Raw genomic sequence first — 13139 nt, 5'->3', positions numbered from 1 at the left:
ACAATCGGAAGCGCCCGGCGCGCGATCAGGCCGCGACGTTGGTGGCGAATTCGGCGCTGGCCGTGGAGAAGCCGTCGATCTGAGCGGTGAATTCGTCGAAGTCGCTCTTCACCTTGCCGATCGAGCTGGCGACCTGTTCGGTCTCGCCGCGGATCGAGGCGATCGTCGTCGACATCGAATCCGCCGCAAGCGCAGTCTCGTCGACCGCCGCCGTGATGGTGGTGACGGTCTGGGCCTGCTGCTCCATCGCCTCGCGGATGCGATCGGCGCTGGCCTGGACGTCGTCGACGGTGGCGCGGATCGAGGCGTTGGAGCGTACCGTCTCGTGCGTTGCGGCAGTGATGGCGGTGATTTTGGCGGCAATATCGTCGGTGGCCTTGGCGGTCTGGTTGGCAAGGCTCTTCACTTCCTGCGCCACCACTGCGAAGCCGCGCCCCGCATCGCCCGCCCGCGCTGCCTCGATGGTGGCGTTGAGCGCGAGGAGGTTGGTCTGACCCGCGATGTCGCGGATGAGACCGAGGATTTCCTCGATCGTCGCGACGTGACCCGACAGCGCCTCGCTGGTCTTGACCGCCTTGGCGGCCTCGTCGCCGGCCTTGGTGGCGACCTGCGCGGCGGTTTCCACCTCGCTACGGGCATCCTCGATCGCGCGGATGAGACCCGCCGCGGTCTGGGCCGCCTCGCGCATCGCCACCGCCGATTGTTCGGCGGCCGATGCGACTTCGCTGGTCTTGCCCAACATGCCACGGGCGCTGGTCGCGGTCTCGTCGGCACGATGAAGCATCTGCTGGGCCTTTTCGCCCGCCGCCCCCGAGATTTCCTTCACCTTGCGCTGGAACAGGCGGCCGTGGACCGTCCGTTCCTCGGCCGCCTCGCGGCTTTCGCAGACGGCCACCTGCGCGAGGATGATGTCGGCGGTGTACAGCATGGTGGTCAGCACCGTGTCGCACATCTTGCCGATCATCGCCGGATTGTCGGAGAACTTGCGGCGGGCGGAGGACATGATGTCCATCGTCATCTTCGAGCGGCGCACATTCCAGTGCGGGATCGATTCCTCCTCGCCGAACAGGGCGATGCCGATCTGGGCGACATCGCGGATCCAGTCCTCGCCGACGGGTCGGTCGAACAGGCGCTTCACGAAATTCTCGCCGCGGTCTCCATAGTGGCGGTTGGCCGCCGACAGGATCTCTCCCTCCATCGCGGGCCAGACTTCGGCATGGGCGGCGGGGAATGCGGGGTCGGCCATGTAGGCATCGACCCGCTTGGCGACCTGTTCCTCGCTGATCGGGGTCAGCGCCTTGATTCTGCTGCCGGGCATCTGGGTCATGGGGAAGGCTCCGATCGGTCGTGGTCGTCTAGACGGCGAAGCGCGACACGAAGGTCTGCGTCTGGTCGCGGAAGGCGTGGATCTCGTCGGCAAAGCGATCGAACCCTTCCTCGACGCCGTCGATCTCCTTGGCGACATGTTCGGTATCGGCGCGGATCGTCGCGATGGTCGAGCTCATCGAATCGGCCGCCAGCGCGGTTTCGTCGACCGCGGCGGTAATGGTGGTGACCGTCTGCGCCTGCTGCTCCATCGCCTCGCGGATACGCACCGCGCTCGACTGCACTTCCTCGACCGTCTTCTTGATCGAGGCGTTGCAGTCGACCGTCTCGCGCGTCGCGGAGGTGATGGCGGCGATCTTGCTGGTAATGTCGTCGGTGGCCTTGGCTGTCTGGTTGGCAAGGCTCTTCACTTCCTGCGCGACGACCGCGAAGCCGCGGCCCGCATCGCCCGCGCGCGCGGCCTCGATCGTGGCGTTGAGCGCGAGAAGGTTGGTCTGACCCGCAATGTCGCGAATGAGGCCGAGGATTTCCTCGATCGTCGCGACATGACCCGAAAGCGCTTCGGACGAGGCCACCGCATCGGCGGCCTGGTTGCCCGCCGTGGTGGCGACGTCGGCGGCGTTCTCGACCTCGTTTCGCGCATCCTCGATGGCGCGGATGAGACCCGCGGCGGTCTGCGCGGCTTCGCGCATGGCAGTGGCGGACTGTTCGGCGGCGGCGGCGACCTCGCTGGTCTTGCCCAGCATGCCGCGCGTGCTGGTCGCGGACTTGCTCGCCCGTTCGCGCAGCATGCTGCTTTCGGCGGTGCAGCGCTGCACCACGCCCATCACCTGGTCGTTGAATTCGCCCGCCTGTCGCGACTGGACGAGATCCGCCTGCTTGCGGGTCAGCGCCATGGCGTAATGCACGAAGCAGTCGGTCTCGATCGCCTGCATCTCGGACAAGGTGCGAGCGAACATGACCGTTTGCTCTTCCGATACCGCCGCCTCGCGGACGGCGCGATACGCCGCCTCGACCTCGCAGAACAAACCTGCGAGCAACGTGGAAAGCGACACGCCGTTCTGCAGCGCATTGTCGACATATTCGCGGGCCTGGTCGGTCCAGCCGTCGTCAGTGATCGCGGTGAATTTCTGGCGGATGAAGGGGACGATGCGCTCGGCCAGCTTCTGGATCTTCGCCTCGTTCGCCTGTTCGGCGACCTCGGGCGACAGGAAATAGCGGCGCCAGAATTCGCGCGCCATCTCGGCCTCTACCCCTTCGATGGCATCGAACAGCAGCCGGGCGCGGACGGGAAGGTCGCCCTCCGGATCGTACAGCGCGAGGCTCCGCTTGAGGTCGTAGCGCTCGGTGAAATCGTCGTGTTTCATGATGCTCATGGGTCGGTGCTGCCGTTCCGTGATCGAGTGGGTTCCAAAGGTCAGGTTTCTCTCCTGCCACGAAACTGGTTAAAGCGAGGTTAGTCAGCGGGATCGGTTCGCCGCGCTCCTTGCCTTGTTTTTCGCGCTCCCCTAACGAGGCACCCGCACTTTAACCCCGAGAGGAACTGCATGAACGCGCCGACCTCGCCGACCCGGGATCGTCCCCTGTCGCCGCACCTCAGCATCTATCGCTGGCAATCGCATATGCTGGTCTCGATCCTGCACCGCCTGACGGGATCGGCGCTCACCGTGGCGGGCCTGGGTCTGCTGACCTGGTGGCTGGTCGCGCTCGCGAGCGACGGCGATGCCTATGCGACCTTCGAGACGCATGCGGGCGCGTGGTACGGGCAGATCGTGCTGATCGGTCTCACCTGGGCGTTCTTCCAGCATACCTTCTCGGGTATTCGGCACCTCGTCCTCGACATGGGGGCGGGCTACGAGCTCAAGACCAACAAGTTCTGGTCGATCATGACGATCGCGCTGTCGCTGTTCTTCACCGCCCTCGTCTGGGCGATGTTCAAGGGAGTGTTCTAAAATGGCTCGCGGAAAGAGCGCCACGCCGCTGGCGAAGGTTCGCGGACTGGGGTCGGCGGGTGAAGGCGGCGACCACTGGCTGATGGAGCGGTTCACCAGCGTCGCGCTGGTATTGCTGTCGGCGTGGCTCGTCTTCTCGCTGCTGACGCTTCCCGCTCTCGACAAGAATACAGTGAGCGAATGGCTGTCGCAGCCGCTGGGTGCGGTGCCGATGGCGTTGTTCGTCATCGTCAGCTTCGTGCACGGTCTCGATGGCATGAAGGTCGTCGTCGACGATTACGTGCACGTCGAAGGCAATCGCGTCGCCGCCCATTTCATCATGACCATGATCGCCATCGCGGGCGCCGCGTTCGCGCTGTTCGCCCTGGCCAAACTCGCTTTCGGAGCCTGACGCCCCAATGACCTCCTACAAGATTATCGATCACAGCTATGACGTCGTCGTCGTCGGTGCCGGCGGCAGCGGTCTGCGCGCCACGATGGGCGCGGCGGAAAAGGGGCTCAAGACCGCGTGCGTGACGAAGGTCTTCCCGACCCGCAGCCACACTGTCGCCGCGCAGGGCGGAATCGCCGCCAGTCTCGGCAACATGGGTCCAGATCACTGGACCTGGCACATGTACGATACCGTCAAGGGGTCGGACTGGCTGGGCGATCAGGACGCGATCGAATATCTTTGCCGCGAAGCGCCGCAGGCGGTCTACGAGCTGGAACATGCCGGCATGCCGTTCAGCCGGACCGAGGAAGGCAAGATCTACCAGCGCGCGTTCGGCGGCATGACGCAGAACATGGGCGAGGGTCCGGCGGCGCAGCGCACCTGCGCGGCGGCGGACCGGACGGGGCATGCGATGCTCCACACGCTCTATCAGCAGAGCCTGAAGTACGACGCTGACTTCTTCATCGAATATTTCGCGCTCGACCTCATCATGGAAGACGGCGTGTGCCGCGGCCTCGTCGCGCTGGACCTCGATACCGGGACGATCCACCGTTACCGGGCGCAGGCCGTCGTGCTGGCGACGGGCGGCTACGGGCGCTGCTATTACAGCGCGACATCGGCGCACACCTGCACCGGCGACGGCAATGCCATGGTGCTTCGCGCCGGGTTGCCGCTTCAGGACATGGAGTTCGTCCAGTTCCACCCGACCGGCATCTACGGTGCGGGCGTGCTCATCACCGAAGGCGCGCGCGGCGAGGGCGGTTATCTCACCAATTCCGAGGGCGAGCGGTTCATGGAACGCTACGCCCCCAGCGCCAAGGATCTCGCCAGCCGCGACGTGGTGTCGCGCTCGATGGCGATGGAAATCCGCGAAGGACGCGGCGTGGGCGAGGAGGGCGATCACATCTTCCTCCACCTCGACCATATCGACGCCGACATCCTCGCCAAGCGCCTGCCGGGAATCACCGAAACGGCGAAGATCTTCGCGGGCGTCGACCTGACCCGCAAGCCGATCCCTGTGGTGCCGACCGTGCATTACAACATGGGCGGCATCCCGACCAACTATCATGGCGAAGTCGTGACGTTGAAGGACGGCGATCCCGATGCGGTCGTGCCCGGTCTGTTCGCGGTCGGTGAAGCGGCCTGCGTCAGCGTGCACGGCGCCAACCGCCTGGGCTCGAACAGCCTGATCGATCTCGTGGTCTTCGGCCGCGCGACCGGGCTGCGGCTGGCCGAGGTCGTGACGCCGGGCGCCACACAGGCCAAGCTGAAGGACGATGCGGCCGACCTGTCGCTCGCACGGCTCGATCATTTCCGCCACGCCGACGGCGGGCGGCGCACCGCCGACATCCGTCTCGAGATGCAAAAGACAATGCAGTCGAACTGCGCGGTTTTCCGTACCGAGGAAATCCTCGCCGAGGGTGTGGAGAAGATCGACGCGACCTACGCCAGCATGGCCGACGTCAACGTTTCCGATCGCGGGCTCGTCTGGAACAGCGACTTGGTCGAGACGATGGAATTGGACAACCTGCTGGTGCAGGCCAAGGCGACGATCGGTCTGGCGGCGAACCGCAAGGAAAGCCGCGGCGCGCACATGCACGAGGATTATCCCGATCGGCTGGACGACCAGTGGATGAAGCACAGCCTGATCTGGATCGACGGCTGGGGCGGCAAGGGCGGCGAGACGACCATCGATTATCGCCCGGTGCACGATTTCACGCTGACCGACGACATCAGCTATATCGAGCCGAAGAAGCGGGTCTACTAGTCCTCGGCTGAGCTCGGAGTCTGGGGGCTAGGCGGGCGGGGCGCATGGCGCTACGCCCGGCCCCATGAACAAGAAGCATAGTCCCAAGGAACGCGTCTTTCCCACGTCCAAGTCGGATGCGGAAGCAGCGGCGCATGTCCCGTCGAGCCCGCAGACGCGAAGCGAAGCGTACAAACTCGCCTTCCAGGATCACGAACTCATGCTGCGCGACGAGCTTCGGCCCGTGCGGCTGCAGCTCGAGCTGCTGAAACCCGAACTGCTGATGCAGGAGGCGAACATCGCCTCGACCTTCGTGATGTACGGGTCGGCGCGCGTGCCCGAGCCCGCCAAGGCGCAGGCGCTGCTCGAGGCGGCGGACAACGATTGGGACCGGCAGGTTGCCCAGCGGCTGGTCGCCAAGTCGCATTATTATGACGAAGCGCGCAAGCTGGCGCGGATCGCATCGACCTATCCCGTCGATCCGGACGGCGAACGGCATTTCGTGGTGGTGTCGGGCGGGGGGCCCAGCTTCATGGAAGCGGCGAACCGCGGCGCCCATGACGAGGGCAAGGAATCGATCGGATTGAACATCGTCCTGCCGCACGAGCAGCTACCCAACGAGTACATCACGCCCGAACTGAGTTTTCAATTCCACTATTTCGCGATCCGCAAGATGCACTTCCTGATCCGCGCGCGGGCGGTGGCGGTGTTCCCGGGCGGGTTCGGGACGTTCGACGAATTCTTCGAGCTGCTGACGCTCATCCAGACAGGCAAGGTCCATCCGATGCCGCTGCTCGTATTCGGCAAGCGCGAATTCTGGGACAAGGTGATGGATCTCGATGCGCTGGCGCTGGAGGGCACGATCTCCAAGCGCGACCTCGACCTCATCACCTGGGTCGAGACGGCCGAGGAGGCGTGGGACCATGTCTGCGACGCCTACGAGGTGTGCGACCACCCGGCTTGATAGGCGCTGGGGACAAAGCGATCGCGTTCACGCGACCATAAGTCGCTGAAACGGGCGCGCGAAGCAGCCGGCGTCCGCGGCGAAGCGGTCGTCGGCGTCTCGGTCTATTCGGTGGCTTCCGGCACCTCGACCCCGCCCTCGCTCCCGGTGCCTTCGGCACTGGTGTCGGTGAGATCCTCGGCGGTGTTGGTGTCCTGCGCGGTCTGGGCATCGCCCTCGGTCGCCGCGTCCTCGGCAGCTTCTTCGCCCTCGGCACCCGGTTCGGGCGGAGGCGGAACGGCGAGGCTCGAACCCTGCTGATTGAGCCACAGCATCAGATCGGCGCGGTCCTGAGGATCGCCGAGGCCCGCGAAGGTCATCTTGTTGCCGGGCGCAAAGCCGCGCGGGCTGCGCAGCCATTCGGACATGTTATCCCACTGCCAGCTTCCGTCGATTCCCGACAAGGCGTCGGAATAGGCGAAGCCCGCCTTGCTCGCGATATTGGAGCCCATCACTCCGTAGAGGTTCGGGCCCAGCGCATTGGGACCGCCCGCCGCGGCGTTGTGGCAGGCGGTGCACTTGGCGAACACCGTCTCGCCGCGCGAGGCGTCTGCGGTCGCGAGATAGAAGGCGATCGGTTCTTCCGCCTCCGCAGCGCCGCCTGCCGCGGCAGCCGAAGCTTCGGCCACGTAGGCGGGGCAGTAGCCGTCGGTGGCGCCCTCTTCGCAGCTGTCGATTTCTTCGCCGTGGAAGACTTCACCGACGACGAGGCTGGTGCCGAGCGCGATGACGCTGGCGAACAGTACCCAGCCGGCGATGGTGTTTTGACGGTCGTTCATGCGATCCCTTGGGAGAAAGTTTCTGGCGTGGCTTTAGGGCGGTGCGCGCGGGGTTTCAAGGCGTCAGCGGCAGGCGCGGATGCGCGGCCTGCATGGCAGCGATCGCCTTTTTGTAAAGCGTAGGCAGACCCGCTTCGTCGAGACGGTCCAAAGGCTGCCACCATCCCTCCGCCCCCGCGTCCGGCTCCGCCCGCGGTTCGATCGCGAGCGCGAGGGTGAAATGGGTGAAGCCGTGGACGATACTCGGCGCATCGGTCGGGGGAAGGGGGCCGTCGTGCCAGTCGCTGCCGGGCAGCGCCGCCATCCCGCCCAGCATTCCGCGTCCGGGACGGCGGACCAGGAAGATCGCTCCGTCGCGCTCGATCCACCAGGCGGTACCGTGGCGGTCGGGGCGATCCTTTCTCGCGGGGCGCGGCGGGAAAGCGGCGGGGGTCCCGGTCGCAAAGGCTGCACAATGGGCGCGCAGGGGGCATTCGCTGCAACGCGGATCGCGCGGGCGGCAGATGGTGGCGCCGAGGTCCATCAGCGCCTGCGCGACCGTGCCCGCATCCATGCCGTCGTAGAGCTTGGCCGCTTCGTCGCGAATCAGCGCCTTCTCCTCCCGGACCGGGCGGTCGAGCGCGATCAGCCGCGCGACCACCCGTTCGACGTTGGTGTCGACGACCACCGCGTCGCGGCCGAAGGCGATCGCGGCGATCGCGGCGGCGGTATAATCGCCGATTCCGGGCAATTCGCGCAACGCGGCCTCGGTATCGGGGAAGCCGCCGCGGGCCGCGACCCGAACCGCGCAAGCATGCAGGTTGCGGGCGCGGGCGTAGTAGCCGAGCCCCGCCCAGGCGGCGAGCAGATCCTCGACCGGACTTTCGGCGAGCGATTCCACCGTCGGCCAGCGTTCCACGAACGACCGGAAGCGCGGCCCGACCGTAGCGACCGTCGTCTGCTGGAGCATCACTTCGCTCAGCCAGATACGATAGGGATCGGGCTTTTCGTTGCCTCCCGGCGCAATTCGCCACGGCAGGTCGCGCGCGTGTTCGCGGTAATGGGTCACCAGATCGTGCTTAACGCTTTGACGCATGCGGCGCCTATGGCATGAGACGGGGCAATGACGAAGTGGTCGCCAAAATCGAACGATGACACGCGCGCGAACGGGGTCCGCCGCGCGGGCGACCTGGTCGCGCCGATCGCGGGGCAGGCGTTCAAGCGCTTCGGCTTCGTGCAGTCGTCGGTTGTCGAGCGCTGGGACGAGATCGTCGGCGAACGATATGCCAAGGTCTCGATGCCGGAATCGATCCGCTTTCCCAGCGGTGCCAAGCGGGGCGGTACGCTGACGCTCAAGGTCGAAGGCGCGCAGGCACCGCTGTTCCAGCATCTGGCACCGATGATCCTCGAGAAGGTCAACGACTTCTTCGGCGCAGGCGCGGTCACCAAGGTCGTGTTCAAGCAGGGACGGATCGAAAAGCCGCGCCCCGCTATCGCCCGCCCGACCCCTGCGCCGGTATCCAAGGAACTGGGCGAGGGGCTGCGCGACATTCCCGATCCCGAACTGCGCTCGGTGCTCGAATCGCTGGCCTCCAGCCTCGAGGGCGCGAGCCAGCCCACCATTCCCGTTCTCGGCCGCATCGGCGAGCCGACTTCCAAGCAAGGACGTACTGAATCATGAAGAACATGCTGATCCTCACCACCGCCGCACTGGCGCTGACCGCCTGCAACAAGGAAGCGGGCGCGACGGGCGAACTGCCGGTCGCCGATACGCCGGTCGAGGCCGTTGCGGCCCCCGACGGGCAGGAATGGGCCGACGTGGTCTCGAAGACCGATGCGGGTGGTTACCTGATGGGCAATCCCGACGCGCCGGTGAAGGTCGTCGAATATGGCTCGATGACCTGCGGCGCCTGCGCCTTCTTCAGCACCAACGGCGAGCAGCAGCTGAAGGAGGAATATCTCGATTCGGGTCGCGTCTCGTTCGAATTCCGCAACTATACGCGCGATCCCATCGACGTGACCGCCTCGCTGCTGGCGCGGTGCGGGGGCGAGAACCGCTTCTTCCCGCTGACCGATGCGATGTTCGCGGCGCAGAACGAATGGTACGGGCAGCGCATCCCGCAGCTTCGCGAAGTCATGCCGCAGCTGCGGTCGCTCAGCCCCAACGAGCAGTTCGCGCGGCTGGCCGAAGTGACGGGCCTCAAGACCTTTGCGGTGCAGCGCGGCCTTCCCGCCAGCCAGGCCGACGCCTGTCTGGCCGACGAAGCGGCGGTTAGCGAGCTGGTGTCGATGCAGAGCGTCGGTCAGAGCGACTTCGGCGTCAATCGCACGCCCTATTTCCTGATCAACGGGGTTCCGGCGCAGGAGGTCGATGCGGACTATTCCAACCTCAAACCCGTCCTCCAGCGCGCGCTGGGCGAGGAAGTGACGGCCGAGGCCGCTGCCGAGTAGGATGCGGCACGGGGGCGAGACGAGGTGAAGTTCCGGCGGCTTCGGCTGGTCGGGTTCAAGAGCTTCGTCGAGCCCACCGACATGGCAATCCGCGACGGGCTGACGGGAATCGTCGGCCCGAACGGGTGCGGCAAATCGAATCTTCTTGAAGCGATTCGCTGGGCGATGGGGGAAGGAAGTCCCAAGTCGCTACGCGGCGGCGGGATGGAAGACGTCATCTTCGCGGGCACCGAAAGCCGTCCGGCGCGCGACTTTGCCGAAGTCACGCTGACCGTCGAACGCGGACCCGAGGCGGGCGAAGACGCCGGCGAGAACGAGGTGACCCGGCGGATCGAGCGGGGCGCGGGATCGGCCTATCGGTTGAACGGGCGTGACGTTCGGGCGAAGGACGTGGCGCTGCTGTTCGCCGACGCGGCGACGGGCGCGCACAGTCCGGCGCTCGTCAGCCAGGGCAAGATCGGGGCGGTGATCTCCGCCAAGCCGCAACAGCGTCGCCAATTGCTGGAGGAAGCTGCGGGGATCAGCGGACTGCATGCGCGCCGCAAGGATGCCGAGCAGAAATTGCGGGGGGCGGAGGCGAACCTCGAACGGTTGGACCGGTTGCTGGGCGAACAGGCGGCGCGGGCGGCGGCGCTGAAGCGGCAGGCCAACGCGGCGGCCCGCTATCGGCAGCTTTCCGACAAGATCCGGCTCGTCGAAGCGCAGCTGATGCTGGCCGAATGGCGGGCGGCGGATGTACGGGCGCGCGAGACGAAGGAGCAGGCGCAGAAAGCCGAGGAAGCGGTCGAGCGGTTGCGGGGCGAACGCGATGCGGCGCTGCTCGAACAATCGAAGGCCGGAACGGCTCTGTCGACCGCGCGCGAGGAAGCGGTGGCGGCGCGATCGGCGGGACAGGAACTGGCGCACCGACTGGCAACCGCGCGAGCGGAAGCGGGCGCGGTGACGCGGCGGATCGAGGAGCTGGACGCGGCGATGCGCGCGCTCGACACCGATCGGGCTCGCGAGACGGCGCTGCGCGAGGATGCGGCGCGCGCGATCGAGGCGCTGGGCAAGGAACAGAAAGCGCTCGAACAGCGGCTGGCCGGTGAAGAAGAGGACGCGCGCGAGGTTGCTGCGAAACTGTCGGCGGCCGAAGCGGAAGCGTCGGACCGCGAGGCCGAATTGGCCGCGCTGCTTGCGAAGCAGGCGGCGGGACGTGCCGAGCGGCAGGTCGCCGAAGTGGCCCTGGAAGCGGCGCAGGCGCAGGCCGACCGGATCGAGAACGAGTTGCGCCGGCTGGCCGAGCAGGAAGCGACGCTCGACGCCGACGAGGATTATCGCAGCGCCTTGAAGCTGGCCGAAAAGGCGATCGCGTCGCAGGAAAAGCGCGCGGCCGAGGCGGTGGCTGCGATCGAGGAAGCCGAGGAAGCAGGCGAACGGGCGCTCTCCGAACGGGATGCGACCGAAGCGGCGCGCGCCGACGCGCGGGCGGCGCTTGCGGCGGTGGAGGCGGAGGTGCGCACGCTTCGCGCGGCGCTGTCCGATGGGGAGCACGGCGCACTGGACGGGGTTCGCGCGGCGCCGGGGTACGAGCGGGCGCTGGCCGCTGCGCTGGGCGACGATCTGCTCGCGGACATCGGGGGCGAGGGGCCGCGACGTTGGTCGGAAGGCCTAAGCGATCACGCTAAAGATGCGGCACTGCCGAAGGGCGCACATCCGCTGTCCGACCATGTCGATGCGCCGCCAGCCCTCCAGCGGCGGTTGGCGATGATCGGCGTGGTCGAGGCCGACGAGGGGCAATCGCTCGCAGCGGGGCAGCGGTTGGTAACGCGGAACGGACGGATGCGTCGCTGGGACGGGTTCGTGGTCGAGGGCGAGGGCGCTGCGGAGGCGGAACGGCTCGAGCGGGCAAACCGGTTGGCGGCGTTGGAGGAGCAATTGCCCTCGCTCGATGGGGCAGCACGCGAGGCGGAGGCGTCGCGCGAGGCGGTCGAGCGAAGGGTGGTCGCCGCGCGCGAGACCGAGCGGGCCGCGCGCTCGCGGCTCGCCTCGGTGGAAGAGGCGATGCGCGGCGCGGCGCGGGACGCGGATCGCGCGCGGTCGGCGATCGAACGGGCCGAGGCGCGGGCGGCGAGCCTCAAGGAACGGCGCGCGGAACTGAAACCGCTGCATGAAAGCGCGTGCGAACGACTGGCGGAGGCGCAACGGGCACTCGCCAGCCTGTCCGAAGACGAACGGCTGGACCGGGACATCGCGTCCGCGCGGACTGCGGCGGCGAAAGCGGGCGAGACGGTGGCGGGGCATCGCGCCGCGGTGGCGACGCGTCGGCAGGGGATCGAGGCCGCACGCGACCGGATGTCGGCGGCAGGACGCGAACAGGACGGCTGGCGCGCGCGCGCCCGCGATGCGGAGGCACGGCTCGACGAGACGGCGTCGCGCAACAAGGCACAACGCGCGGAACGCGAGGAATTGTCGGGCAGTCCCGAGCGGCTGGCCGAGGAGATCGAACGACTGGAGAAGGAACAGGGCCAGATTGCCGCGCGGGTCGCGGACAAGGATGCGGCCATGACCGCGGCGCAGGCGGCGCAGTCAGAGCGCGACCGCGCCCACTCGCAGACTGCCGAGGCCTTCGCCGCGGCGCGCGAACGCCGGGCGGGCGCGGCGGAGCGGGCGCAGGCGGCGGAGGAGCAGCGCCAGCGCCGGGCCGCGGCCTCGTTCGAGGAATATGACTGTTCGCCGCAAGGATTGGCGAAACGGTTCGACTTCGACGCGGAGGCGCTGCCGGCAACGGGCGAACTGCGCGAATCGCTGGCGCAACTGACGGCGCAGCGCGAGCGGATCGGGCCGGTGAACCTGGTGGCCGAAAGCGAGCTGGCCGAACTGGAGGCCGAGCAGGACACGAGCGCGGTCGAAAAGGAGGAACTGGCCGAGGCGATCCACCGGCTGCGCGGTTCGATCGGCCATCTCAACCGCGAGGGGCGGCAACGGCTGCTGGCCGCGTTCGAGCAGGTCGACGGGCATTTTAGGAGCCTGTTCACGACCTTGTTCGGAGGCGGGCAGGCGCATCTGGAACTGGTCGAGTCTGACGACCCGCTCGAGGCGGGGCTGGAGATCATGGCGCAGCCTCCGGGAAAGAAACTGTCGGCGCTGACGCTGTTGTCGGGAGGGGAGCAGGCGCTGACGGCGGTGGCGCTGATCTTCGCGATCTTCCTCACCAACCCGGCACCGATCTGCGTCCTCGACGAGGTCGATGCTCCGCTGGACGACGCGAATGTGGAGCGGTTCTGCGACCTGCTGGCGCGGATGAATGCGGAGACCGAGACGCGCTACCTTATCGTCACGCACAATGCCGTGACGATGAGCCGGATGGATCGCCTCTATGGGGTGACCATGATCGAACAGGGCGTCAGTCGTCTTGTGTCGGTCGACCTGTCGGACGCGGAGCGATTGGTCGCGGCGGAATAATCTGTCGATCTTCAATTCTGCTATTGCG

11 protein-coding genes are annotated in these 13139 nt (G+C 67.1%); 7 read left to right on the top strand and 4 right to left on the bottom strand.

Features of this window, described 5'->3' with window-relative positions:
• Window positions 1–25: 25 nt before the first annotated feature.
• Together WJT74_RS09190 and WJT74_RS09185 are read right to left on the bottom strand one after the other, a co-directional pair.
• Entirely contained in the window at window positions 26–1327 is a 1302-nt protein-coding gene (locus WJT74_RS09190) for a methyl-accepting chemotaxis protein (RefSeq protein WP_343343982.1), read from the bottom strand.
• Window positions 1328–1355: 28 nt separating this feature from the next.
• Window positions 1356–2702: a methyl-accepting chemotaxis protein gene (locus WJT74_RS09185; RefSeq protein WP_343343979.1), complete on the bottom strand. Its 1347-nt coding sequence runs from the start codon at window positions 2700–2702 to the stop codon at window positions 1356–1358.
• A gap of 171 nt (window positions 2703–2873) precedes the next feature.
• On the opposite strand from WJT74_RS09185, the gene sdhC reads away from it, so the two are divergent.
• The 4 genes from sdhC to WJT74_RS09165 all read left to right on the top strand — a co-directional run bounded on the left by sdhC (window position 2874) and on the right by WJT74_RS09165 (window position 6419).
• Window positions 2874–3278: a succinate dehydrogenase, cytochrome b556 subunit gene (gene sdhC, locus WJT74_RS09180; RefSeq protein ID WP_343343976.1), complete on the top strand. Its 405-nt coding sequence runs from the start codon at window positions 2874–2876 to the stop codon at window positions 3276–3278.
• A 1-nt stretch (window position 3279) separates the two neighbouring features.
• Window positions 3280–3669, top strand: coding sequence for a succinate dehydrogenase, hydrophobic membrane anchor protein (gene sdhD, locus WJT74_RS09175; RefSeq protein ID WP_343343974.1), 390 nt, complete (start codon window positions 3280–3282; stop codon window positions 3667–3669).
• Window positions 3670–3676: 7 nt separating this feature from the next.
• A complete protein-coding gene (gene sdhA / locus WJT74_RS09170) occupies window positions 3677–5476 on the top strand; it encodes a succinate dehydrogenase flavoprotein subunit (protein ID WP_343343971.1) in 1800 nt (599 codons plus the stop codon).
• Between the two features lie 64 nt (window positions 5477–5540).
• Window positions 5541–6419, top strand: a complete 879-nt coding sequence (locus WJT74_RS09165; protein WP_343343969.1) for an LOG family protein — start codon at window positions 5541–5543, stop codon at window positions 6417–6419.
• A gap of 104 nt (window positions 6420–6523) precedes the next feature.
• On the opposite strand, the gene WJT74_RS09160 is transcribed toward WJT74_RS09165, so the two are convergent.
• Both WJT74_RS09160 and WJT74_RS09155 read right to left on the bottom strand, forming a co-directional pair.
• Window positions 6524–7237: a c-type cytochrome gene (locus WJT74_RS09160; protein WP_343343966.1), complete on the bottom strand. Its 714-nt coding sequence runs from the start codon at window positions 7235–7237 to the stop codon at window positions 6524–6526.
• A gap of 55 nt (window positions 7238–7292) precedes the next feature.
• Window positions 7293–8312 carry an A/G-specific adenine glycosylase gene (locus WJT74_RS09155; RefSeq protein ID WP_343343965.1) on the bottom strand — a complete coding sequence of 340 codons (1020 nt, stop codon included), beginning with the start codon at window positions 8310–8312 and terminating at the stop codon, window positions 7293–7295.
• Window positions 8313–8339: 27 nt separating this feature from the next.
• Between WJT74_RS09155 and WJT74_RS09150 the strand changes: the two genes are divergently transcribed.
• Genes WJT74_RS09150 through WJT74_RS09140 form a run of 3 tightly spaced genes read left to right on the top strand, consistent with a single transcriptional unit; the run spans window position 8340 to window position 13111 of the window.
• Complete coding sequence (locus WJT74_RS09150; protein WP_343343963.1) at window positions 8340–8897, top strand: DUF721 domain-containing protein; 558 nt, start codon at window positions 8340–8342, stop codon at window positions 8895–8897.
• Complete coding sequence (locus tag WJT74_RS09145) at window positions 8894–9667, top strand: thioredoxin domain-containing protein (protein WP_343343960.1); 774 nt, start codon at window positions 8894–8896, stop codon at window positions 9665–9667. The genes WJT74_RS09150 and WJT74_RS09145 overlap by 4 nt, the downstream gene beginning before the upstream one ends.
• 24 nt (window positions 9668–9691) lie before the next feature.
• Window positions 9692–13111, top strand: coding sequence for a chromosome segregation SMC family protein (locus tag WJT74_RS09140; RefSeq protein WP_343343958.1), 3420 nt, complete (start codon window positions 9692–9694; stop codon window positions 13109–13111).
• Window positions 13112–13139 lie beyond the last annotated feature (28 nt).

This window comes from Sphingomicrobium sp. XHP0239, from assembly GCF_039555325.1.
GTDB classification, from domain to species: domain Bacteria; phylum Pseudomonadota; class Alphaproteobacteria; order Sphingomonadales; family Sphingomonadaceae; genus Sphingomicrobium; species Sphingomicrobium maritimum.
The sequence above is the reverse complement of the archived record's forward strand: the minus strand, read 5'-3'. Positions and strand labels throughout refer to the sequence as shown.